Source organism: Superficieibacter electus (assembly GCF_002915575.1).
Classification (GTDB): domain Bacteria; phylum Pseudomonadota; class Gammaproteobacteria; order Enterobacterales; family Enterobacteriaceae; genus Superficieibacter; species Superficieibacter electus.
Window position 1 is genome coordinate 142862 of the sequence record NZ_PQGD01000006.1, and the last position, 23071, is coordinate 165932.

Annotated in this window: 21 protein-coding genes; 13 read left to right on the forward strand and 8 right to left on the reverse strand. The window is 54.7% G+C overall.

The window, feature by feature from the left end; all coding sequences use genetic code 11:
* Positions 1–16 precede the first annotated feature (16 nt).
* From macB to CHU32_RS08925, 3 genes are all read right to left on the reverse strand, one after another.
* Positions 17–1957 carry a macrolide ABC transporter ATP-binding protein/permease MacB gene (gene macB, locus CHU32_RS08915; RefSeq protein WP_103750828.1) on the reverse strand — a complete coding sequence of 647 codons (1941 nt, stop codon included), beginning with the start codon at positions 1955–1957 and terminating at the stop codon, positions 17–19.
* Positions 1954–3069, reverse strand: coding sequence for a macrolide transporter subunit MacA (macA, locus tag CHU32_RS08920; protein WP_103675437.1), 1116 nt, complete (start codon positions 3067–3069; stop codon positions 1954–1956). The genes macB and macA overlap by 4 nt, the downstream gene beginning before the upstream one ends.
* Positions 3070–3159: 90 nt before the next feature.
* Positions 3160–4818 (reverse strand): ATP-dependent endonuclease, encoded by a 1659-nt coding sequence (locus CHU32_RS08925; protein WP_103675438.1) that lies wholly within the window; start codon positions 4816–4818, stop codon positions 3160–3162.
* A gap of 201 nt (positions 4819–5019) precedes the next feature.
* On the opposite strand from CHU32_RS08925, the gene CHU32_RS08930 reads away from it, so the two are divergent.
* The 3 genes from CHU32_RS08930 (at position 5020) to hcr (ending at position 8695) form a co-directional block, all read left to right on the forward strand.
* Positions 5020–5919, forward strand: a complete 900-nt coding sequence (locus CHU32_RS08930) for a LysO family transporter (protein WP_103675439.1) — start codon at positions 5020–5022, stop codon at positions 5917–5919.
* Between the two features lie 143 nt (positions 5920–6062).
* Positions 6063–7715 carry a hydroxylamine reductase gene (gene hcp / locus CHU32_RS08935; protein WP_103675440.1) on the forward strand — a complete coding sequence of 551 codons (1653 nt, stop codon included), beginning with the start codon at positions 6063–6065 and terminating at the stop codon, positions 7713–7715.
* A gap of 11 nt (positions 7716–7726) precedes the next feature.
* Entirely contained in the window at positions 7727–8695 is a 969-nt protein-coding gene (gene hcr / locus CHU32_RS08940) for an NADH oxidoreductase (protein WP_103675441.1), read from the forward strand.
* 189 nt (positions 8696–8884) lie between these two features.
* On the opposite strand, the gene CHU32_RS08945 is transcribed toward hcr, so the two are convergent.
* A complete protein-coding gene (locus tag CHU32_RS08945; protein ID WP_103675442.1) occupies positions 8885–9319 on the reverse strand; it encodes a DoxX family protein in 435 nt (144 codons plus the stop codon).
* A gap of 150 nt (positions 9320–9469) precedes the next feature.
* Between CHU32_RS08945 and poxB the strand changes: the two genes are divergently transcribed.
* The 4 genes from poxB (at position 9470) to CHU32_RS08965 (ending at position 14769) form a co-directional block, all read left to right on the forward strand.
* Positions 9470–11188, forward strand: a complete 1719-nt coding sequence (gene poxB, locus CHU32_RS08950; protein ID WP_103675443.1) for a ubiquinone-dependent pyruvate dehydrogenase — start codon at positions 9470–9472, stop codon at positions 11186–11188.
* Positions 11189–11226: 38 nt separating this feature from the next.
* Entirely contained in the window at positions 11227–12228 is a 1002-nt protein-coding gene (gene ltaE, locus CHU32_RS08955) for a low-specificity L-threonine aldolase (RefSeq protein ID WP_103675444.1), read from the forward strand.
* 10 nt (positions 12229–12238) lie between these two features.
* The gene (locus CHU32_RS08960) at positions 12239–13663 is read left to right on the forward strand and encodes an SDR family oxidoreductase (RefSeq protein ID WP_103675445.1); all 1425 of its coding nucleotides are present in this window, start codon (positions 12239–12241) and stop codon (positions 13661–13663) included.
* A gap of 92 nt (positions 13664–13755) precedes the next feature.
* On the forward strand, positions 13756–14769 hold the full coding sequence (locus CHU32_RS08965; RefSeq protein WP_103675575.1) for an NAD-dependent epimerase/dehydratase family protein: 1014 nt from the start codon (positions 13756–13758) through the stop codon (positions 14767–14769).
* A gap of 629 nt (positions 14770–15398) precedes the next feature.
* Here CHU32_RS08965 and CHU32_RS08970 read toward each other — a convergent pair.
* Both CHU32_RS08970 and CHU32_RS08975 read right to left on the reverse strand, forming a co-directional pair.
* Positions 15399–16229, reverse strand: a complete 831-nt coding sequence (locus CHU32_RS08970) for an N-acetylmuramoyl-L-alanine amidase (protein WP_103675446.1) — start codon at positions 16227–16229, stop codon at positions 15399–15401.
* A complete protein-coding gene (locus CHU32_RS08975) occupies positions 16229–16549 on the reverse strand; it encodes a heavy metal-binding domain-containing protein (protein WP_103675447.1) in 321 nt (106 codons plus the stop codon). The genes CHU32_RS08970 and CHU32_RS08975 overlap by 1 nt, the downstream gene beginning before the upstream one ends.
* Positions 16550–16672: 123 nt before the next feature.
* On the opposite strand from CHU32_RS08975, the gene CHU32_RS08980 reads away from it, so the two are divergent.
* From CHU32_RS08980 to artJ, 6 genes are all read left to right on the forward strand, one after another.
* Positions 16673–17188: a lipoprotein gene (locus CHU32_RS08980; protein WP_103675448.1), complete on the forward strand. Its 516-nt coding sequence runs from the start codon at positions 16673–16675 to the stop codon at positions 17186–17188.
* Positions 17189–17386: 198 nt separating this feature from the next.
* Positions 17387–18115 carry an arginine ABC transporter ATP-binding protein ArtP gene (gene artP, locus CHU32_RS08985; protein ID WP_103675449.1) on the forward strand — a complete coding sequence of 243 codons (729 nt, stop codon included), beginning with the start codon at positions 17387–17389 and terminating at the stop codon, positions 18113–18115.
* Between the two features lie 17 nt (positions 18116–18132).
* Positions 18133–18864 (forward strand): arginine ABC transporter substrate-binding protein ArtI, encoded by a 732-nt coding sequence (gene artI, locus CHU32_RS08990; protein WP_103675450.1) that lies wholly within the window; start codon positions 18133–18135, stop codon positions 18862–18864.
* Positions 18865–18870: 6 nt separating this feature from the next.
* Complete coding sequence (gene artQ / locus CHU32_RS08995) at positions 18871–19587, forward strand: arginine ABC transporter permease ArtQ (protein WP_103675451.1); 717 nt, start codon at positions 18871–18873, stop codon at positions 19585–19587.
* Positions 19587–20255: an arginine ABC transporter permease ArtM gene (artM, locus tag CHU32_RS09000; protein ID WP_103675452.1), complete on the forward strand. Its 669-nt coding sequence runs from the start codon at positions 19587–19589 to the stop codon at positions 20253–20255. The genes artQ and artM overlap by 1 nt, the downstream gene beginning before the upstream one ends.
* Before the next feature lie 200 nt (positions 20256–20455).
* Positions 20456–21187, forward strand: a complete 732-nt coding sequence (gene artJ / locus CHU32_RS09005; protein WP_103675453.1) for an arginine ABC transporter substrate-binding protein ArtJ — start codon at positions 20456–20458, stop codon at positions 21185–21187.
* A gap of 112 nt (positions 21188–21299) precedes the next feature.
* Here the strand turns inward: artJ and CHU32_RS09010 are convergent, their stop codons facing one another.
* Both CHU32_RS09010 and rlmC read right to left on the reverse strand, forming a co-directional pair.
* On the reverse strand, positions 21300–21905 hold the full coding sequence (locus tag CHU32_RS09010) for a hypothetical protein (RefSeq protein ID WP_103675454.1): 606 nt from the start codon (positions 21903–21905) through the stop codon (positions 21300–21302).
* Between the two features lie 36 nt (positions 21906–21941).
* Positions 21942–23069 carry a 23S rRNA (uracil(747)-C(5))-methyltransferase RlmC gene (rlmC, locus tag CHU32_RS09015; RefSeq protein WP_103675455.1) on the reverse strand — a complete coding sequence of 376 codons (1128 nt, stop codon included), beginning with the start codon at positions 23067–23069 and terminating at the stop codon, positions 21942–21944.
* Positions 23070–23071 lie beyond the last annotated feature (2 nt).

Consider the following 23071-nt stretch of genomic DNA (forward strand, 5'->3'; position numbering starts at 1 on the left):
GGCATTTTTTTCTTTATTAGCGTGCCAGCGCATCCACCGGATCGAGGCGCGCGGCATTACGTGCCGGAAGCCAGCCAAACAGCACACCGGTAACGGTTGAGCATAAAAAAGCGGTCAATAACGCTACCGGAGAGAAACCAATTTCCCAGCCCGGTAAAAACAGTTGCAGCGTAAAAGCAATAAGCATCGACAGGCTGACGCCGAGCGCACCGCCCACCAGGCAGACCAGCACCGCTTCAATCAAAAACTGTTGCAACACATCGCTGGCCCGCGCGCCTACCGCCATCCGAATACCAATTTCCCGCGTCCGCTCGGTCACTGAAACCAGCATGATATTCATCACGCCGATGCCCCCGACCAGCAGTGAAATCACCGCCACCAGCGTCAGAAATAGCTGAAGTGTACGTGTGGTCTTTTCTGCCGTTTTCAACACGCTGTCCATATTCCAGGTAAAGAAATCCTTTCTCCCGTGACGCAGCGTTAGCAAGCGGGTCAGTTGTTGTTCGGCCTGCGCGCTTTCGTATCCGTCGTTAATTCGCACGGTGATGGAGTTAAGCCACGACTGTCCCATCACCCTGCCCGCCATCGTGGTATAGGGCAGCCAGACACGAAGAATTTTACTGCTGCCAAACATCGACTGCTTCTCTTCCGCCACGCCAATCACCGTCGCCGGCATATTGCCCACGAGGATAATCTCGCCAACCACGCTGGTTTTATTGGGAAAAAGCTGACGCCGGGTATTGCTGTCGAGTACCGCTACCTGCGCGCGGCCTTTTAACTGCTCATCGTTAAAGGTTGCTCCTTCGCTGAAGGTCATCCCATAAACGTTAAAGTATTGGCCGCTGACACCGTTAGCGCTGGCCGCCATATCAAGATTGTTATAGCGCAGCCGCAGGTTCTGCGAAACGGTAGGAGTTGCTGATTTCACCCAGGGCTGCTTTTGAATGGCGGTCAGATCATCATATTTCAGGGATTGCTGGTACTGAGGATCGTCATCACCATAATCTTTACCGGGATAAACATCAATGGTATTGGTACCAATCGCGCGGATGTCAGCCAGCACCAGTTCCTTGGCGGCATCGCCCACCACCACAATCGACACCACCGAAGCGATACCGATGATGATCCCAAGCATCGTCAGCAGGGTGCGCATTTTATTGGCTGCCATCGCCAGCCATGCCATGGTCAGTGCTTCCCGAAAACTACTGCTGAACTGCCGCCAGCCCGGTACCTCCGCCTGCCCTGTCTGCGTTAACGGGCCAGAAGCTGTGGTTCTGGCGGGCGGATTACTGATAATTTCGCCATCGCGGATCTCAATGATGCGCTCCGCCTGTGCCGCCACTTCCGGATCGTGGGTAACAATAATCACCGTGTGTCCACGATCGCGCAGCTGGTGGAGGATCGCCATGACCTCTTCGCCAGAACGGCTATCCAGCGCGCCCGTCGGTTCGTCGGCAAGGATAACCTGACCGCCGTTCATCAGTGCGCGGGCAATACTGACCCGCTGCTGTTGTCCGCCCGATAGCTGCGAAGGCTGATAGTCCGCCCGTTCGTCCAGTCCCAGCCGCGCAAGCAGTTCACGGGCACGTTGCAGCCGCGCTGCGCGTTCCGTCCCGGCATAGACGGCCGGCACCTCGACGTTCTGCGTGGCAGTCAGGTGTGACAAAAGATGGTAGCGCTGAAAGATAAAACCAAAATGCTCACGTCGCAGGCGGGCCAGCGCGTCGCTGTCGAGTGTGGCAATATCGGTGCCGGCAAGCCGGTAGGTGCCGCTGGTCGGTTTATCCAGGCAGCCGATGATATTCATCAGGGTGGATTTCCCCGAGCCGGACGCACCGACGATCGCCACCATCTCGCCCGCCTCAATACGCAGAGAAATGCCCTTTAGCACCTCAACACTGCTCTCGCCGGAAGGATAGCTGCGGCGAATGTCCGTCAGCTCAAGCAATGCCGTCACGATTTATCTCCGGGCTGCTTTTCACCGACGATAACTTCATCGCCTTCCTCCAGTCCCTTGACCACTTCAACGCTGGTGTCATTACGTGCGCCGAGTGTAACTTCACGATCGTGCACTTCTCCATTACGCAGCAGCCGGACGGTATAACGATTATCTCCGGTGGCATCGCCAAGTGCAGAGAGGGGAATCGTCAGGATATTGCGCACGCCAGTGAGCTGGATATGTACCTGCGCTGTCATATCAAGACGTAAAATACCTTTCGGGTTCGGCACTTCAAAACGAGCGTAATAGAAGATGGCGTCGTTCACTTTCTCTGGCGTTGGCAGCACATCTTTTAGCGTTCCTTCATAGCGCGTTAACGGATCGCCAAGCACGGTAAACCAGGCTTTCAGCCCCGGCTTAAGATGGATAACATCAGCTTCGGATACCTGCGCTTTCACCAGCATGGTACTTAAATCGGCAAGGGTAAGAATATTGGGAGCCTGCTGGGCGGCAATCACCGTCTGCCCCTGAAGGGTGGTAATTTCCGTCACTTCGCCCGCCATTGGTGCCATGATGCGAGTGTAATCAAGATTGGTTTTCGCCGTGCTCAGGGTTGCCTGATTGCGCTGGATCTGCGCGTCAAGCGTGCCGATTTGCGCCTGTTTGACCTCAAGCTCGGTGGCCGCCGTGTCCAGATCCTGACGGGAAATCGCCTGCGTGCGCGCCAGTTGCTGTTGACGTGAGAGAGTCACTTTCGCCAGCTGCATTTCGGCGACTGCCTGGCGACGCTGCGCGCGCAGTTCCATCAGCGTAGCTTCCACTTCCTTGATCTGGTTTTCGGCCTGCTCAGGGTCGATAACCCCCAGCAATTGATCTTTTTTTACCTTATCGCCGATATTCACCGACAACGTTTTAAGCTGTCCACTCACCTGCGCACCGACATCCACTTTGCGCAGCGCATCCAGTTTCCCGGTTGCCAGCACCGCCTGCTCAAGATCGCCTTTACGAACAATCAGCGTCTGATACTGCGGCTGCGGAGCGTTAAGTTTTTGCCACAGCCAGGCCGCTGCCAGCACAATGACAACGATCAGTAGCAGCCAGCGCTTTTTGCCTTTTCCCTTCAAATTCATAAAAATTCCAGATACCCGAGCGTTTAATGCAAGGTGCTAATTCTATCGCAATATGCTGTCAACGAAAGGTTAATGATACGCAATTAATTGTTAATCCGCGCGACCACGCGCCAGCCACAATACCCGCGAGAACATTTTGCGCAATAACAGCGGAATAGACTCCGTTCCACGCCGCCCCGCTTCCATCGCGACCTCAATCGCTAAATCGGGTTTCGATGAACGATGAATAGCTTTCACAATGACCCGCCGTGGATTCACCGGGGCATTTTCCGCGATCTGCGCTACCCGATAGTAGACATCAGCAAATCCCTGACGATACATAAAATGTTCCATATCCAGCGCCGGGAGGGCCGTTAAGTGGTCGCGCTCCTGCTCACGATCGTTGTTGAGTAAGCTACGTACGGTGGCGGCATATTTTTTTCCGGCTTCGTCACCGTCCACCAGCACATGCCACTCAATGCCCATCCGCCGGGCAAATTTGATTAACGGCTTTAACCCGGACTGGGCAAACTCAATGACTTTAACGCCTTCGGCATCGAAATGGTGGCCACACTGGCGCGCCAGTTCGTTGATCACCCAGGTTTCCGTCTCCCCTTCCACCAGCAGCCAGCAGCGGGCAAACAGCGATGACGGACGATTAAAACGAATGTGAAAGGCAATCCGCCGACCATCTTCTGCGCTCAGACCGCCCGGCCCCAGACGCCAGGCGGCGACGCGCGAGGATTCACGTACCAGGCGGCAAACATGCTCTACCGGTGTCAGCGACAACAGCTCGCCCGAGTTGGTGGTGGTCACCTGCTGAAGCGGTAAAAGGTTCAAAAGATGCCAGGCGACAGAAAGCATAATGGGATGCAGACGGGTTTCGGGATCTTCAATCAGCAGCAGCGGACGGGCATCTTTGTCAAGTTTTACCGTCCCTTTAGCCTGCAATAAGGTGGAGAATAGCCCCAGCAGGATCACCCGATGGGTGCGCCCGCCAGGACGATCGATCATGCGGTTAATCACATCCAGATAGCGCCAGCTTTGCTGCTCATTACGCGAACGGCGGCGAATCAGGCGATGGCGTGTCTCAACAGAGCTGTGTTCAGCAAAGTAGTGCTCAAGCAGTTGCGCCATAGCGGATAATCCCTGGCGAAGCTGCCCGTCAGAGAGATTTTGCGGACGATCCACCAGCTCGCGCGCCAGAAAATCGAGCTGGCGCGCGGTGACTTCAACGTCGGGGAAATTGGGTACCGTACCATTGCGAATACGCCGCATAAAGCGGGCGTCACGCAGCCGCAGCACCGGCATTAAACGCACCAGATGGCGAGCCATCTCGTCTATTTCGGTAATCGCCAGCGGATTACCGCCTGCATCCAGAAATCCGCGCAGCGTCAGGACAGAATCATCTTCTGCCAGTTCGCCTTCCAGACGGTAAAATATACGTTGATAGCCATCCTCTCCCGGCACCCAGCACGGCGACAGCGGGCGGAAACGCCGGGCATGATGCCGTCCGGGAAACGCCTCGCGAAAGGTCAGAATAATATGCAGATGATGCTCGCGCCCCTGTACATCGCCTGCCGGAAACCAGAAGTCATCATGGACAAAATGATACAACTCGCTGCCCGGCGCGAGAATCAGCGTCAGCGCATCCAGCAGGCTGGATTTCCCCCAGGCATTTTCGCCAATGAGCACGTTGTTCTGTTCCAGCATCAACGATAGCCGGTTAATACCGCGAAAACCGACGATATCCACACGTTCAAGAAGCATATATTCTCCTTAAGTTTCGTTATGTCCCTGCTTGTGATTGTATATCACCCCTTTTCATTTCTGGCACGGGTAAATACCTCCCGGGGACGCTGTGGATGACACAAGATGCATAACTTTTCTTTTTTCCTGCACCTTTACTCACTTCACCGTTTTGGGTAGTGTCAGAATGTGCTATTCGTTTATTAAAGGGACTGGGGTTTCATGTTGTCGGGTTTGCTGATTATTCTTCTGCCGTTAATCACTGGTTATTTAATTCCTCTGCGTAATACCGCCGCACTTAAAATTATCAACCGCCTGTTAAGCTGGATTGTTTATGTCATCCTCTTTTTCATGGGCATCAGCCTTGCGTTTTTAGAGAACCTGGCGAGCAATCTGCTGGCGATTTTTCATTATTCAGCTATCAGTATTACGGTCATTTTAGTGTTTAATATTGCGGCGCTTATCTGGCTGGAGCGCGTTATTCCCTGGCGGCACAACCATCAACAGGAAGCGCTACCCTCGCGTATCGCCATGGCGCTGGAGTCGCTGAAATTGTGCGGCGTGGTTATCCTTGGCTTTGCACTTGGCCTGACGCATTTTCCCGTGTTACAGCATGCCACCGAGGCCAGCGAATATACGCTGATATTTTTGCTGTTTTTGATTGGCATCCAGCTGCGTAATAACGGCATGACGCTAAAACAGATCGTGCTTAACCGGCGTGGGATGATGGTAGGCATAGTGGTGGTTATCAGCTCGCTGGCCGGGGGCGCTCTGAACGCCTTATTGCTGGATCTGCCGCTGCGAACCGGGCTGGCGATGGCCTCCGGCTTCGGCTGGTATTCACTTTCCGGCATACTGCTGACAGAAGCTTATGGTCCGGTTATCGGCAGCGCGGCCTTTTTTAATGATTTGGCGCGGGAGCTTATCGCCATCATGCTGATCCCGGGGCTGGTACGCCGCAGCCGCTCGACGGCGCTGGGGTTGTGCGGTGCGACCTCAATGGATTTCACCCTGCCCGTATTACAGCGTTCCGGCGGGCTGGAAATTGTCCCTGCCGCCATTGTTCACGGCTTCTTGTTAAGCCTGCTGGTCCCGCTATTAATGGCGTTTTTTACCGCCTGATACCCCTTTGGCGGTAGAACCCTGCCGCCAAAATTGAGCTAAATCAATCTCCCTGTAACTTGCGCCACAAATCCCTTTTCAGCCGTCTGTTACCAGCATAATCTTAAACATGTATTTAAAATATAACTTTAAAAGGTGTGACCATGTTTTGTGTGCAATGTGAACAAACCATCCGTACCCCGGCAGGGAACGGCTGCTCTTACGCGCAGGGTATGTGCGGAAAAACAGCTGAAACCTCTGACTTGCAGGATCTGCTGATCGCCTCGTTGCAGGGTCTTTCCGCCTGGGCCACCAAGGCGCGCGACTACGGCATTATCGATCACCATATCGATAATTTTGCCCCGCGCGCGTTCTTCTCTACCTTAACTAACGTTAACTTCGATTCCCCACGCATTGTGGGCTACGCGCGTGACGCGATTGCCCTGCGAGAGGCGCTTAAAGCGCAGTGTCTGAGCGTGGATGCCAGCGCCAGCGTCGATAATCCGATGGCCAGTCTGCAACTGGTCAGCGATGACCTCGGCGATTTGCAACGCCAGGCGGCAGAATTCACGCCCAATAAAGATAAAGTTGATATCGGCGAGAACATTCTCGGTCTGCGCCTGCTGTGCCTGTATGGCCTGAAAGGCGCGGCGGCGTATATGGAGCACGCGCATGTGCTCGGACAGTACGATAACGACATCTACGCTCAGTACCATAAAATCATGGCGTGGCTGGGTACCTGGCCTTCCGATATGAACGCTCTGCTGGAATGTTCAATGGAAATTGGCCAGATGAACTTTAAAGTAATGAGCATTCTGGACGCCGGTGAAACCAGTAAATACGGACACCCAACGCCGACGCAGGTTAATGTCAAAGCCACCCAGGGTAAATGCGTCCTCATCTCCGGTCACGACCTCAAAGACCTCTACAATCTGCTGGAGCAAACCGACGGCACCGGCGTTAATGTTTATACCCACGGTGAAATGTTGCCCGCACACGGCTACCCGGAACTGCGCAAATTTAAACATCTGATCGGCAACTACGGCAGCGGCTGGCAAAATCAGCAGGTGGAATTCGCCCGCTTCCCTGGCCCGATTGTGATGACCTCTAACTGCATCATCGACCCAACCGTCGGCGCGTATGATGACCGTATCTGGACCCGCAGCATTGTCGGCTGGCCGGGCGTCAGCCATCTGGAAGGTGACGACTTTGGCCCGGTGATCGCGCAGGCGCAACAGATGGCGGGCTTCCCGTACAGCGAAATTCCGCACCTGATCACCGTGGGCTTCGGCCGTCAGACTCTGCTGGGCGCGGCGGATACGCTGATCGACCTCGTGAGCCGTGAAAAACTGCGTCACATCTTCCTCGTTGGCGGCTGCGACGGCGCGCGCGGTGAACGTAACTACTTTACGGATTTTGCTACCAGCGTACCGGACGATTGCCTGATCCTGACGCTGGCCTGCGGTAAATACCGTTTCAATAAGCTGGAGTTTGGCGATATCGAAGGGTTGCCGCGTCTGGTCGATGCCGGTCAGTGTAATGATGCTTACTCGGCGATTATTCTGGCGGTCACGCTGGCGGAAAAACTGGGCTGTGGCGTCAACGATCTGCCGCTCTCGCTGGTGCTGTCCTGGTTTGAGCAGAAAGCCATTGTCATCCTGCTGACCCTGCTGTCGCTGGGCGTGAAAAACATCGTTACCGGCCCGACCGCACCCGGCTTCTTCACCCCGGATCTACTGGCGGTGCTCAACGAGAAATTTGGTTTGCGTTCTGTGACCACCGTTGAAGAAGATATGAAACAGTTGCTGAGCGCGTAAGGAGCAGGTAAATGACGATGCCAACCTCACAATGTCCGTGGCGGATGCAGGTTCATCATATCCATCAGGAAACGCCGGATGTCTGGACCCTTTCGCTGCTGTGTCACGACTACTATCCGTATCGCGCCGGGCAATATGCGCTGGTCAGCGTGCGCAACTCGGCAGAGACGCTGCGCGCCTATACGCTCTCGTCAACGCCGGGGGTCAGCGAATATCTTACCCTGACCATCCGCCGGATTGACGACGGCGCGGGGTCGCAGTGGTTAACCCGTGAGGTGAAGCGCGGCGACTATATCTGGCTGTCGAATGCAATGGGTGACTTTACCTGTGAAGATAAAACAGAAGATAAGTTCCTGTTGCTGGCGGCGGGTTGCGGCGTGACGCCAGTGATGTCGATGCGTCGCTGGCTGGCAAAATATCGCCCGCAGGCCGATGTGCAGGTGATCTTTAACGTTCGCTCGCCGCAGGATGTGATTTTTGCTGAAGAGTGGCAGCAGTATCCGGTGACGCTGGTCGCGGAACATAATGCTGTTGACGGTTTTGTTGCGGGTCGCCTCACGACTGAGCTGTTGCAGCAGGTGCCGGATCTGGCCTCGCGTACCGTGATGACCTGCGGCCCCGCACCGTATATGGAACTTGCCGAACAGGAAGTAAGAGCACTGGGCGTGACGCGCTTTTTTAAAGAGAAGTTCTTTACGCCGGTTGCAGACGCGGTTACGGCTGGCCTGAAATTCAGCAAACTTCAGCCTGCACGGGAGTTTTATGCGCCGGTAGGTACCACGCTTCTTGAGGCGCTGGAAAGTAATAAGGTCCCGGTCACCGTCGCCTGTCGCGCGGGGGTGTGCGGCTGTTGTAAAACCAAAGTGGTTTCCGGTGAGTATACGGTCAGCAGCACCATGACGCTGAGCGAGGCGGAAATCGCCGAGGGTTATGTTCTGGCCTGCTCCTGCCATCCGCAGGGAGATTTGGTGCTGGCCTGAGGCGCAAACCAGGCCAGGTGACGCTGCGCTTACCCGGCAGACGTCACCAACGGCTAAACTGTGTGTCGCGATGCCGGGTGGCGGCTTCACCTTACCCGGCCTACAATGTTTTAAATATCAAAAGCTTAAATTAATTCTGTAGGCCCGGTAAGCGCAGCGCCACCGGGCAACACAGTATTTAACTCAACGTTATCGCCACGCCGGATCGCGCGCCAGCGAATAACGCCCCGCCCCCATAAAGGCTATCGCCAGCCCGCCGATAAAAAAGTAAGCAATATTTTCAATCGCCCACGCGCCGGTTTTATCCAGCATCCACGTATTGTTAATCCCGACCATCAGCCACGCCACCAGCATGGTAAAGGACAACACCAGTGCCGCCGGACGGGTCAAAATACCGAGGATGATTAAACACGGCACCAGCACTTCACCAATCAGTACGCCATAAGCGACAAACCCCGGTAATCCATGAGCTATCACCATGCCGCGTATCCCGTCGATGCCATCAAACAGCTTGTGCAGGCCGTGGAAAAGCATTAATCCCCCCACCGCCAGGCGTAGCAATAGCTTGCCAAAATCTTCATGTGAAAGCGTTTTATTGACGGCAATTAACAATTTCTTAACCATTTGAAATGCCTCTTATTTTTAAATGCGACTGCTTCACATTACGCCTTCCTGCGACGTAAAGATAGTACTGCAAATGCGGGAGTTTTCTGCGCGCGGTAGTGAATCTGACCTAAGCTTTTATACGTTATCTTTTACAGGAGATGGAAAACCATGAAACAAACCGTTGCCGCTTATCTTGCAAAAACACTGGAACAGGCGGGAGTGAAACGTATTTGGGGCGTCACAGGCGATTCGCTTAATGGCCTGAGCGACAGTCTGAACAAAATGGGCACCATTGACTGGATGCCGACCCGTCATGAAGAAGTCGCTGCCTTTGCCGCCGGCGCGGAAGCACAGTTGACTGGCGAACTGGCAGTGTGTGCCGGCTCGTGCGGACCGGGCAACCTGCATCTGATTAATGGCCTGTTCGACTGTCACCGCAACCATGTCCCGGTACTCGCCATCGCTGCGCATATTCCTTCCAGCGAGATTGGCAGCGGTTATTTTCAGGAGACCCATCCCCAGGAGCTGTTCCGCGAGTGCAGCCATTACTGTGAGCTGGTGTCATCGCCAGAACAGATCCCGCAAGTGCTGGCGATTGCCCTGCGTAAAGCGGTGCTCAATCGCGGTGTCTCAGTGATTGTCTTACCGGGCGATGTGGCGTTGCAAGCCGCCCCGGAACAGGCCAGCAGCCACTGGTATCCGGCCCCGCAGCCGGTGGTGACGCCCGCCGAGGAAGAGCTGAAAAAACTGGCCCAGCTACTGCGCTATTCCAGCAAAATCGCCCTGTTGTGCGGCAGCGGTTGTGCTGGTGCGCACGCTGAACTGGTGGAATTTGCCGGAAAATTAAAAGCACCGATCGTTCATGCCATGCGCGGTAAAGAGCATGTTGAATACGATAACCCTTATGATGTGGGCATGACCGGCCTGATCGGTTTTTCATCCGGTTTTCATACCATGATGAACGCCGATACGCTGGTGCTGCTGGGTACCCAGTTCCCTTACCGCGCCTTTTATCCGACCGATGCCAAAATTATTCAGATTGATATCAATCCGGGCAGCATTGGCGCACACAGTAAAGTTGATATGGCGTTGATCGGTGATATCAAAGCCACGTTAAGCGCCCTTATGCCACTGCTGGAGGACAAAAGCGATAGCCGGTTTCTTGATAAAGCGGTGGAACATTATCGCCATGCACGCAAAGATCTTGACGATCTGGCGAAGCCCAGTGAAAAAGCGATCCACCCACAGTATCTGGCGCAACAAATCAGTCATTATGCCGACGACGATGCCATTTTTACCTGCGATGTCGGCACGCCTACCGTCTGGGCGGCCCGCTATCTGAAAATGAACGGTCAGCGCCGCCTGCTAGGCTCGTTTAATCACGGCTCAATGGCTAACGCCATGCCACAGGCGCTGGGTGCGCAGGCCACCGCGCCAGAGCGTCAAGTGGTGGCGCTGTGCGGCGACGGCGGTTTTAGCATGTTGATGGGGGATTTCCTCTCGCTCGTGCAGATGAAGCTGCCGGTTAAAATCATCGTCTTTAATAACAGCGTGCTGGGTTTTGTGGCGATGGAAATGAAAGCGGGTGGCTACCTGACCGACGGCACCGAGCTTCACAACACTAATTTTGCCCGCATCGCCGACGCCTGCGGCATTACTGGTATTCGCGTCGAAAAAGCGACAGACGTTGACGATGCGCTACAACGCGCTTTTGCGACAGACGGTCCGGTACTGGTCGATGTCGTGGTAGCGAAAGAAGAACTGGCCATGCCGCCGCAGATTAAACTCGAGCAGGCTAAAGGTTTTAGTCTGTATATGTTGCGCGCGATCATTAACGGGCGCGGTGACGAGGTGCTGGAACTGGCAAAAACCAACTGGCTCAGGTAAAAAAGAAGGCATCATCCTGAATCAGAAAGGAATATGCCGTGATTGATCTTCGAAGTGATACCGTAACCCGCCCCGGGCGTGCCATGCTTGACGCGATGATGGCCGCCCCGGTCGGGGATGATGTGTACGGTGACGACCCTACCGTGAATGAACTCCAGCGCTATGTCGCCGAACTTTCCGGCAAGGAAGCGGCGCTGTTTCTGCCTACCGGCACCCAGGCGAACCTGGTTGCCCTGCTTAGCCATTGTGAACGTGGTGAAGAATACATTGTAGGCCAGGGCGCGCATAACTATCTCTATGAAGCGGGCGGTGCTGCGGTGCTTGGCAGCATTCAGCCGCAGCCTATTGATGCCGCGCCTGACGGCACATTGCCGCTGGATAAGGTTGCCGCCAAAATCAAAGCTGACGATATTCATTTTGCCCGCACCAAATTACTCAGTCTGGAAAATACGCATAATGGTAAAGTGCTGCCACGCGAGTATTTGCAGGCGGCGTGGGAATTTACCCGCCAGCGCGGGCTTGCGCTTCATGTAGACGGCGCGCGGATCTTCAATGCCGTAGTCGAATATGGCTGTGCGTTAAAAGACATTACGCACTATTGCGATTCTTTCACCCTCTGCTTATCAAAAGGATTGGGCACGCCGGTCGGCTCGCTGCTGGTTGGCAGCCGTGACTATATCAGGCGCGCTAATCGCTGGCGGAAAATGACCGGTGGCGGCATGCGCCAGTCGGGCTTTCTGGCGGCGGCAGGACTCTATGCATTACAGCATAATGTCGAACGGTTACGCGAGGATCATGACAATGCCGCCTGGCTTGCCGCTCAATTGCAGGAGATCGGCGCGGATGTGATGCGTCATGATACCAATATGCTGTTTGTGCGCGTCGGTGAAGAGAGTGCGGCGGCGCTGGGAGATTATCTGCGCGCGCAGGATATCCTGATCAACGCCTCGCCGGTAGTGCGTCTGGTAACGCATCTCGATGTCAGCCGTGAGCAGCTTAAACAACTCGTTGCTCACTGGAAGGCATTTCTCAACCGCTAAGGAGCATACCGTGCCGCAACGCATTCTGGTGCTCGGGGCCAGTGGCTATATTGGTCAATACCTCATTAACGCCCTGAGCCTGCAAGGGCACCGGGTGCTGGCGGCGGCACGGCACGTTGAACGGCTGGAGAAGCTGGCGCTGCCCGGCGTCAGCTGTCATCGGCTGGATCTTTGTTGGCCGCAGGCGCTCCCCGCTCTGCTGGAAAACGTTGAAACGGTGTACTACCTGGTACACGGCATGGGTGAAGGTGGCGATTTTATTGCCCATGAGCGCCAGGTGGCGCTTAATGTGCGCGATGCGCTGCGTGAAACGCCGGTCAGCCAGCTTATTTTCCTTAGTTCGCTTCAGGCACCGAAACATCAGCAGTCCGACCATCTGCGCGCCCGTCAGTTGACGGCGGATATTCTGCGCGAAGCGGGCGTGCCGGTAACGGAACTGCGTGCCGGGATCATCATCGGTGCAGGCTCTGCCGCTTTTGAAGTGATGCGCGACATGGTCTACAACCTGCCTGTTCTTACCCCGCCACGCTGGGTGCGTTCGCGCACCACGCCCATTGCGCTGGAGAATCTGCTGTATTATCTGGTTGCCCTGCTGGATCATCCGACGCCCGAACACCGCGTTTTTGAAGCCGCAGGACCGCATGTCCTGAGCTATCAGCAGCAGTTTGAACGTTTTATGACCGTCAGCGGCCGCCATCGCCCCCTGATACCGATCCCCTTTCCTACCCGCTGGATTTCGGTGTGGTTTTTAACGGTGATTACGTCGGTGCCGCCCACTATCGCAAAAGCGCTAATACAAGGGCTCAAGCACGATCTTCTGGCCGATGATACCTCTCTTCGCTCGCTGATCCCTCAGACGCTGATCCCGTTTGATGATGCGGTCCGCAGCACGCTCCAGGAGGAGGCGAAGCTGGTTAACTCCAGCGACTGGGGTTACGACCCGCAGGCATTTGCCCGCTGGCGGCCAGATTACGGCTATTTTGCCAAACAGGCAGGCTATACGCTGAAAACCTCCGCCAGCCTTAGCGCCCTGTGGCAGGTCGTAAACCAGCTTGGTGGTAAGGAGCGTTATTTTTTTGGCAATCCGTTGTGGCAAACCCGAGCGTTAATCGACAGGCTTATCGGTCATCCTCTGGCAAAAGGCCGTCCGGCGCGGCCTTTTTTGCAGGTGGGCGACGCGGTAGATAGCTGGAAAGTGATTATTTGTGAGCCGGAAAAAGAACTGGCGCTCTTGTTCGGCATGAAAGCACCAGGGCTGGGCCGGCTATGCTTTACTATGGTGGACAAGGGCGATTACCGGCAGCTTGACGTTCGCGCCTGGTGGCACCCGCACGGAATGCCGGGACTATTTTACTGGCTGATGATGATCCCGGCGCATCTGTTTATTTTTCGCGGCATGGCAAAACGTATTGCCAGTCTGACGGAAAAAATCTAAAAACAGACGGCATTCTTTCATCTTTCCCATTGCATAGCGCCGAAAATACCGGAAGAATGCGCACGAAATTCTTTAAAACACAGCGGATTGATATGAAGGTTCTGGTAACGGGCGCAACCAGCGGTTTAGGCCGAAACGCGGTCGAATTTTTGCGTCGCAAAGGTATCAGCGTCAGGGCCACCGGTCGTAATGAAGCGATGGGTAAACTGCTGCAAAAAATGGGTGCGGAATTCGTGCAGGCCGACCTTACCGAGCTGGTCTCTTCGCAGGCGAAAGTGATGCTTGCCGGTATTGATACGCTGTGGCACTGCTCCAGCTTTACCTCGCCGTGGGGGACGCAGGAAGCGTTTGATCTCGCCAATGTGCGTGCGACTCGCCGCCTGGGAGAATGGTCCGTGGCATGGGGCGTGCGTAATTTTGTGCATATTTCATCTCCCTCGCTCTACTTCGACTATCATCATCATCGCGAGGTAACGGAAGACTTTCGCCCGCACCGCTTTGCCAACGAGTTCGCCCGCAGTAAAGCGGCTGGCGAAGAGGTGATCCAGCTCCTGGCGCGTGCGAATCCGCAGACGCGTTTTACGATTCTGCGTCCGCAGAGCCTGTTTGGTCCGCACGATAAAGTGTTTATTCCGCGCCTCGCACAAATGATGCATCACTACGGTAGCGTGCTGCTGCCGCGCGGCGGTGATGCGATAGTTGATATGACCTATTTTGAAAACGCCGTTCACGCTATGTGGCAGGCCAGCCAGCCGGCCTGCGACGCGCTGGCTTCAGGGCGCGCGTTTAATATCACTAACGGCGAACCGCAGAAACTGCGCAGTATTGTACAGAAGCTGATTGACGAGCTGAACATTCACTGCCGTATCCGGTCCGTACCCTATCCGATGCTGGATATTGTTGCCCGCAGTATGGAGCGATTTGGCAATAAAACCGCAAAAGAGCCGACGTTTACTCACTACGGGGTCTCCAAGCTTAACTTTGATTTCACCCTGGACATTACCCGCGCGCGGGACGAACTGGGATATCAACCCGTGGTTACGCTGGATGACGGGATTAAGCGCACAGCGGCGTGGCTGCGGGATCACGGGAAGTTGCACCGCTAAGCGTGGCTCCCCCTCACCCCAACCCTCTCCCTCAGGGAGAGGGAGCCGTCACTGCCCCGGAAAAAGCCGTTTCAACATACTCACTAAAAGCATTGTTTTTACCAACCTTAGCGTGAGGGCGGTCCCAGCCAGCGTCAGCCTACCCGCTCCCGCTACTCTGCTGACCGTCCCCTCTCCCCGTGGGAGAGGGTTAGGGTGAGGGCGGTCCCAGCCAGCGCCACCCTACCCGCTCCCGCCACTCTGCTGACTGTCCCCTCTCCCCGGAAAAGAGGGTTAGCGTGAGGGCGGCCCCAGCCAGCGTCAGGCTACCCGCTCCCGTCGCTCTGCTGACCGTCCCCGCTCCCCGGAAAAGAGGGGTAGGGTGAGGGCGGCCCCCAGCCAGCGTCACCCTACCCGCTCCCGTCGCTCTGCTGACCGTCCCCTCTCCCCGGGGGAGAGGGTTAGGGTGAGGGCGGCCCCCAGCCAGCGTCAGGCTGCCCTCTCCCGCCACTCTGCTGACCGTCCCCTCTCCCTGGGGGAGAGGGTTAGGGTGAGGGCGGTCCCCGCCTGCGTCAGGCTGCCCTCTCCCGCCACTCTGCTGCCCGTCCCCTCTCCCCGGGGGGGAGGGGTAGGGTGAGGGCGGAAAAGCGTCAACGCTGTCCGTATTTCTCAAGCAGCGCCTCGGCAATCGCCTGTGTTTGTGCATCGGCAACGCCATCCCAGCGCGCAGGACGGAAGTGCATCTGAAACGCCATAATCACCCGTTTTTGTTGCGCGAGCGTCATTTCCGGCGTCACGTCATAACCGTAGCGGGCCAGCAAATCCAGCAGGGATGCCGTATCCACCGGCTCGTCCGGCATTCGTCCATTCAGATAAAACGCGACGCGCTGAGGGTCAGGCCAGGCCCCGATCCCCTGTGCAGCCAGCGCCTGCCACGGGAATAGCGGACCCGGATCGTCCTTGCGCTGGGGAGCTATATCCGCATGGGCAACCACGTTGTACGGTGCAATCTGGTAACGGGTGATAATATCCTTTGCCAGCGGCACCAGCGCGGCTATCTGCGCAGCGCTGAAGGGCGCAAAGTATTTCACCCCGTTGCGCTTCTGCCAGCCCCGGTTTTCCAGCTCGATACCGATTGACGTGTCATTCAGTCGCGTTGCGCCTCGCCAGAAGCTTGCACCAGCATGCCAGGCCAGCTCCTGCTCCGCAACCAGCTGCCAGATGCGCGGCTTGCCGTTATGTAGTGGAGGCACGTCAGGAACCAGATAATGTGCACTGACATGTTTGTCGGTTAAGGTCGCCAGCGACGTGTCAAAATCATCGGCAGTATAATGGATAACCAGCACCTTAACGCGTGGATACGCTGCCTGCGCTGCCCGCCTGACATCCAGCTGGTAGCCAGCTTTATCGATGATCCCTTTCTCACCCGCGCAGCCCGTTAACAACAAGGCCAGGGCAATGATGCCTGTAAAAGCTTTCATCAGCGTAATTTCACCGCCGTGCCGCTTACGCTAACCATTAGCATGCTGCTGTCCTTGCCGACCGTTTCATAATCGATATCAATGCCGACAACGGCATCCGCACCCATGGCTTTCGCCTGCTCGCCAAGCTCCTGAAAAGCGATTTCGCGCGCCCGGCGCAGTTCCTTCTCATAGGCACCAGAACGTCCTCCCACGATGTCGCGGATGCCGGCAAAGAAGTCACGAAAAATATTGGCCCCGAGAATGGCTTCTCCGGTCACTACGCCACAGTATTCAGCAATAGGTTGTCCTTCAAGAGTGGGTGTCGTTGAGTATTGCATCGCCTGTCTCCTTGTTTAACGTTCAATGCCTTAGCTCTGTATGCCAAACGCATTATCGACCTGATACGCTATGCTTGAAAAGAATGATCATTATTATCGTAGATTGCTTATAAGGAAATCAGAATGCGCTACTCTGCTCTCGCTCTTGCTCTTCCGTGCGCGTTGTTGTTGAGTGCCTGCACCACCGTCACTCCGGCGTTTAAAGATATTGGAACCCGCAACGGTCCCTGTGTTGAAGGGGGACCCGACACGGTAGCCCAAAAATTTTATGACGCGCGTATTCAGAATCGTAATAACGACATTACCGCGTTGCGCCCTTACCTAAGTGATGATCTGGCTCATATGCTTAGCGAGGCCAGCCGTGATAATAGCCATAACGCCCTGCTGAAATCCGATCCTTTCTCCAGCCGCAGCACGCCACCCGACAGCGCCAGCGTTGCCAGCGCCTCTACTATCCCGAATACCGATGCGCGAAACATTCCGCTACGCGTCGGGCTAAAACAAGGTAGCGATAGCTGGCAGGATGAAGTGTTGATGATTCGCGAAGGCCAATGCTGGGCGGTAGACGATGTGCGCTACCTCGGTGGCAACGCTCATGCGCCAGCCGGCACGCTGCGTCAGTCACTGGAAAAACGCTAATCTTTTCCCGTCGTTAAATTTAAATGTCGGTCCAGGGTAATGCGGGCCGACATTTGCGCCTCGCTCCCTCCTGCGGCGCTATTTTGTGCTAAGTTTAAGATATCTCGCGGCTTATAGTTAACTTTTAACGCAGAAATATTGCATAACTATTCTGTGAAAGGTACTATTTGCGGCCTCAATTGCTACAAGACTGCCCCGATGAGTATTCAATTAAACGGCATAAATTGCTTCTACGGCGCACATCAGGCGCTATTCGACATCACGCTTAATTGCCCCCAGGGTGAGACGCTGGTGCTGCTTGGCCCAAGCGGCGCGGGTAAAAGCTCACTGCTGCGTGTGCTCAACCTGCTGGAAATGCCGCGTTCCGGCACCCTTAGCATCGCAGGTAATCAGTTTGATTTTGCCAAAGCGCCTTCGGATAAAGCAATTCGCGAGCTGCGCCAGAATGTCGGCATGGTATTTCAGCAGTACAATTTGTGGCCGCATCTTACCGTGGTACAAAACCTGATTGAAGCGCCCTGCCGCGTGCTGGGATTGAGCAAAAGCCAGGCGATGGCGCGTGCCGATAAGCTGCTTGAACGTCTGCGTCTGAAGCCGTACAGCAATCGCTACCCTCTGCATCTTTCTGGCGGTCAGCAACAGCGAGTAGCAATTGCCCGCGCCCTGATGATGGAGCCGCAGGTACTGCTGTTTGATGAGCCCACTGCCGCGCTCGATCCAGAAATCACGGCACAGATCGTCAGCATCATTCGCGAGCTGGCAGAAACTAAAATTACGCAGGTGATCGTTACCCATGAAGTGGAAGTGGCGCGTAAAACCGCCAGCCGCGTGGTGTATATGGAAAATGGTCATATCGTAGAACAAGGGGATGCAGGCTGCTTTACGCACCCGCAAACTGACGCGTTTAAACACTATTTATCACACTGAAGATCGGGAAAATGACAATGAAAAAAGTTTTGATCGCCGCGCTAATCGCCAGTGCCAGTCTTTCCGCCACGGCAGCCCAGACTATTCGTTTCGCCACCGAAGCGTCCTATCCTCCGTTTGAATCCGTCGATGCCAACAACAAAATCGTTGGCTTTGACGTCGATCTGGCAAACGCGCTGTGCAAAGAAATTGATGCCACCTGTACCTTTACTAACCAGGCGTTTGATAGCCTGATCCCCGGTCTTAAATTCCGTCGTTTTGAAGCGGTTATGGCTGGTATGGACATCACGCCGGAGCGTGAAAAACAGGTACTGTTCTCTACCCCTTATTACGATAACTCGGCGCTGTTTATCGGTCAGCAGGGTAAGTTCACCAGCATCGATCAGCTGAAAGGCAAAAAAGTGGGCGTACAAAACGGTACGACCCATCAGAAGTTCATCATGGATAAACATCCGGAAGTCACTACCGTCCCTTATGACAGCTACCAGAACGCGAAGCTGGATTTGCAGAATGGCCGTATTGATGGCGTCTTCGGCGACACAGCGGTGGTAACTGAATGGCTGAAAGCTAACCCGAAACTGGCCGCCATTGGCGATAAAGTCACCGATAAAGATTATTTCGGCACCGGTCTGGGCATTGCAGTACGCCAGGGCAATACCGAGCTGCAACAGAAATTTAACGCCGCGCTGGAAAAAGTGAAGAAAGATGGCACTTACGAAACCATCTACAACAAATGGTTCCAGAAGTAATCTTTGATGAACGAATTCTTTCCTCTTGCAAGCGCCGCCGGGATGACCGTCGGCCTTGCCGTTTGTGCGCTGGTCATTGGCCTGGCGCTGGCGATGCTATTTGCGGTCTGGGAGTCAGTAAAATGGCGTCCGATCGCCTGGCTTGGCACAGCGCTGGTCACGATTATGCGCGGGCTGCCGGAAATTCTGGTGGTCCTGTTTATCTATTTTGGCTCCTCGCAGCTGTTGCTGACGCTATCTGATGGTTTTTCCATTAATCTTGGATTTACGCAAATCCCGGTACAGATGGACATCGAAAACTTCGACGTCAGCCCGTTCCTCTGCGGGGTGATTGCCCTGTCCTTACTGTATGCTGCCTATGCCTCGCAGACGCTACGCGGGGCGCTAAAAGCGGTGCCGGTCGGACAGTGGGAATCCGGTCAGGCGCTGGGCCTGTCTAAAAGCGCGATCTTTTTCCGTCTGGTGATGCCACAAATGTGGCGACACGCGCTACCGGGGCTGGGAAATCAGTGGCTGGTACTGCTCAAAGACACCGCCCTGGTGTCGTTGATTAGCGTAAATGATTTAATGCTGCAAACCAAAAGCATCGCGACGCGGACCCAGGAGCCATTTACCTGGTATATCGTGGCGGCGGCGATTTATCTGGTGATCACCCTGCTAAGCCAGTACATCCTTAAGCGCATTGATCTGCGCGCCACGCGCTTTGAACGGAGGCCGGGCTGATGTTTGAGTATTTACCTGAGCTTCTGAAAGGTCTGCATACCAGCCTGACGCTGACGGTGGCCTCGATTGTGGTAGCGCTGATTCTGGCGCTGATTTTCACTATTATTTTGACATTAAAAACGCCAGTCCTGGTATGGATCGTACGCGGCTATATTACTCTGTTTACCGGCACACCACTGCTGGTGCAAATTTTCCTGATTTACTATGGTCCGGGCCAGTTTCCAACGTTGCAGGATTACCCGCTAATCTGGCATTTGATCTCTGAACCGTGGCTGTGTGCATTGATTGCCCTGTCGCTGAACAGCGCCGCCTATACGACGCAGCTGTTTTATGGTGCTATTCGGGCCATTCCGGACGGGCAATGGCAGTCCTGCGGTGCGCTGGGAATGAGCAAGAAAGATACGCTGGCCATTTTGCTGCCCTATGCGTTTAAGCGCGCCCTCTCCTCCTACTCCAATGAGGTAGTGCTGGTGTTTAAAAGCACCTCACTGGCCTACACCATTACGCTGATGGAGGTGATGGGGCATGGCCAGTTAATGTACGGTCGCACTTACGATGTGATGGTGTTTGGCGCAGCGGGTCTGATTTATCTGGTAGTGAATGGCTTGCTGACGCTAATGATGCGTCTGATTGAGCGCCGTGCGTTAGTGTTTGAACGCCGTAACTAAGCGTATTTTTTCGGGCCTACCCGGCAATAGTGCATAAAACTAAAAATCTTTAGCGGATAAGCCTCTAACTTATCCGCTTTTTTATGCCACATTCACAATAATTACTCATTTATATTGCATACAAATTCAAATAATGGCATTGTATTTTTATGCCATCGACAGGGCACAACACAATAAGATTGACCGACGGGAGATCCACCATGAAAAAGCTAGTTCTGGCTGCACTTCTTGCTACCTTTGCCGCAGGCGCGTGCGCCGCTGATAAAATTAATTTTGGCGTCTCTGCCACCTATCCGCCTTTTGAATCGCTGGATGCCAGCAATCAAATTGTTGGTTTTGATATCGATTTGGCAAAAGCGCTGTGTACACAGATGAAAGCGGATTGTACGTTCACAAATCACGCGTTTGACAGCCTGATCCCGTCGTTAAAATTCAAGAAATATGATGCGGTGATTTCCGGAATGGATATCACGCCTGAGCGCAGCAAGCAGGTCTCCTTTACCGAGCCATACTACGCTAACTCAGCGGTAGTGATTGCGAAAAAAGATGCTTACAAAACGTTTGCCGATCTGAAAGGCAAACGTATCGGGATGGAAAACGGCACCACGCATCAGAAATACATTCAGGATAAACATCCGGAAGTGAAAACTGTGGCCTATGACAGTTATCAGAATGCGATTATCGATCTGAAAAATGGTCGTATTGATGGCGTGTTTGGTGATACTGCCGTCGTGAATGAATGGCTGAAAACGAATCCACAACTCGGTACCGCCACACAGAAAGTTACCGACCCGCAGTATTTTGGCACCGGCCTTGGCATTGCGGTTCGCCCGGATAATAAAGCGCTACTGGAGAAACTGAACGCGGCGCTGAAAGCAATTAAAGATGACGGGACTTACCAGAAAATCAGCGACCAGTGGTTCCCGCAGTAACGGGTTCCGGGCTACGCCTACGCGGGCCTGACCGCTCGTTAACGCTTTAAAGCTGGACATTTTTTTAGGCCGGGTAAGGCGATGCCGCCACCCGCCACAACGATGCCGCCCCTTACGGTTTCACCGTCATCCACAGCCTGTCTTTGCGTGCCCCGGTCATCGGCAGTGCATTAAGCAACAGTACGGCATCCCGCACGGTGACAAGCGGACCGGAAAACCCGTCTGTCCCCAGTAATTCTGTGCTTCGCCCTGCCCTGAACGCCATATCCTCGAGTGTATCCAGTAAATCGTCTTCATCTTCCAGCATAAACTCGTCTGCCAGGCGATCATCAACAAAAATCGGTATTATAAAACCATCCGGACCTTCCCGGTTTACCGACTCGCTCAGCACATTCCAGACGGCACGAATGACCCAGGTATCAACTTCACGGAGATTAAAACTGCGGGCAAAATCACAAATGCTTTTTCCACGCCTCGCGTCGGCCAGCGCACGATGCTGAGCCATTAGTTGACGATTGTCCTGCACCGTGAACACGATAAACCACGCGAGAAACGCAGAAAAAAAGAAAATAAAAGGTTCACCATCGTGCATAAAACCTACGATCATGCGGTAAATCCAGTAGAGGGCAGCCCCAGACAGGCCCACCAGAATTAACCAACCCACTGGCGTTACGCGTGCCGGACGAGGTGAAAAAAGAAAGCGTGATGGCGTTTTCATTTGTTCTCCAGCAAATAGATTCGCCTTAGTAATCGTTTACCGGGCAATCAGCAACGTCAAAACCTCATAATGCGCAGTATGCGGAAACATGTCAAAAAGTTGAACACGCGCAATGCGGTAACCCGGTAGCTGGCGCAGGTCTTGCGCCATGGTTTGTGCGTTACAGCTGGAGTAGATAATAAACGGCGGTGCCATCTGGCTCAGATAGTCGCACAACGCTTTGCCAATGCCCCGACGCGGCGGATTAACCAGCACAAGATCGGGCCTGTCGCCCTGAGCAGTAGCAAACTGCGTTGAGTCCAGCGCCTGAAAATGCAAATTATGCAGCCCAAGCTGGGCGGCAGATTGTTTCGCGCAGGCAATTGCCTCGGGAGCAATTTCAATTCCGGTCAACTTCATCGTCGGTGTCGCGCAGTGCAGCCCAAACCCGCCGACGCCACAAAACAGATCCCACATATGCTGCACCGGCAACGCGCTCACCCACGCGCGGGCAGTGGCGTAGAGCTGGCTGGCTACTGTCGGGTTGGTCTGAAAAAAACTCTGCGGCCGTATCCACAGTGGCACGTTATTAAACTGCTCCGCCAGTGCCTGCTGCCCGGTCAGGAAGATCTCTTTCTCACCTTCCATAATTGCCATATGCACAGGCTGAATATTCACCGAAATAACCTTCAGCTGCGGCAACTGCGCCTGTAATGCTGGTAGCGCAGCGCGTAACTGCGCCAGTTTTGTTTCCGATCGCAGGACAAAACGCAGCATCATGCCGCCATCCATCTGGCTTTCAGTGAGCAGCAAATACTTAAGTTCACCGCGCCTGCGCGCCACGTTATACGGCGTCAGACCCGCGCGGGCAATGAACGGCTTCAGCGCGGCAAACACCGGGGCAAAGGACGCAGGATAAAGCGGACAGGATGTGAGGTCCTGAGCAGTACCGTCGCGGTGCAGCATACCGAGCAGCGGTTTTTCCACACTGCCACTGACTACCATTTTGGCTTTATTACGAAACGCCTGCGCCGGACCGCTTAGCGGCGTGCACCACTCTTCGATCGTCAGCGCATTGAGCAACGCACGAAGATCGGCCATTTTGGCGGAGAGTTGATCCGCAACCGGGCGTTCGATCCACTGACAGGAACGACAACGATCGGCGTCATAGAGTGCGCACTGCATAA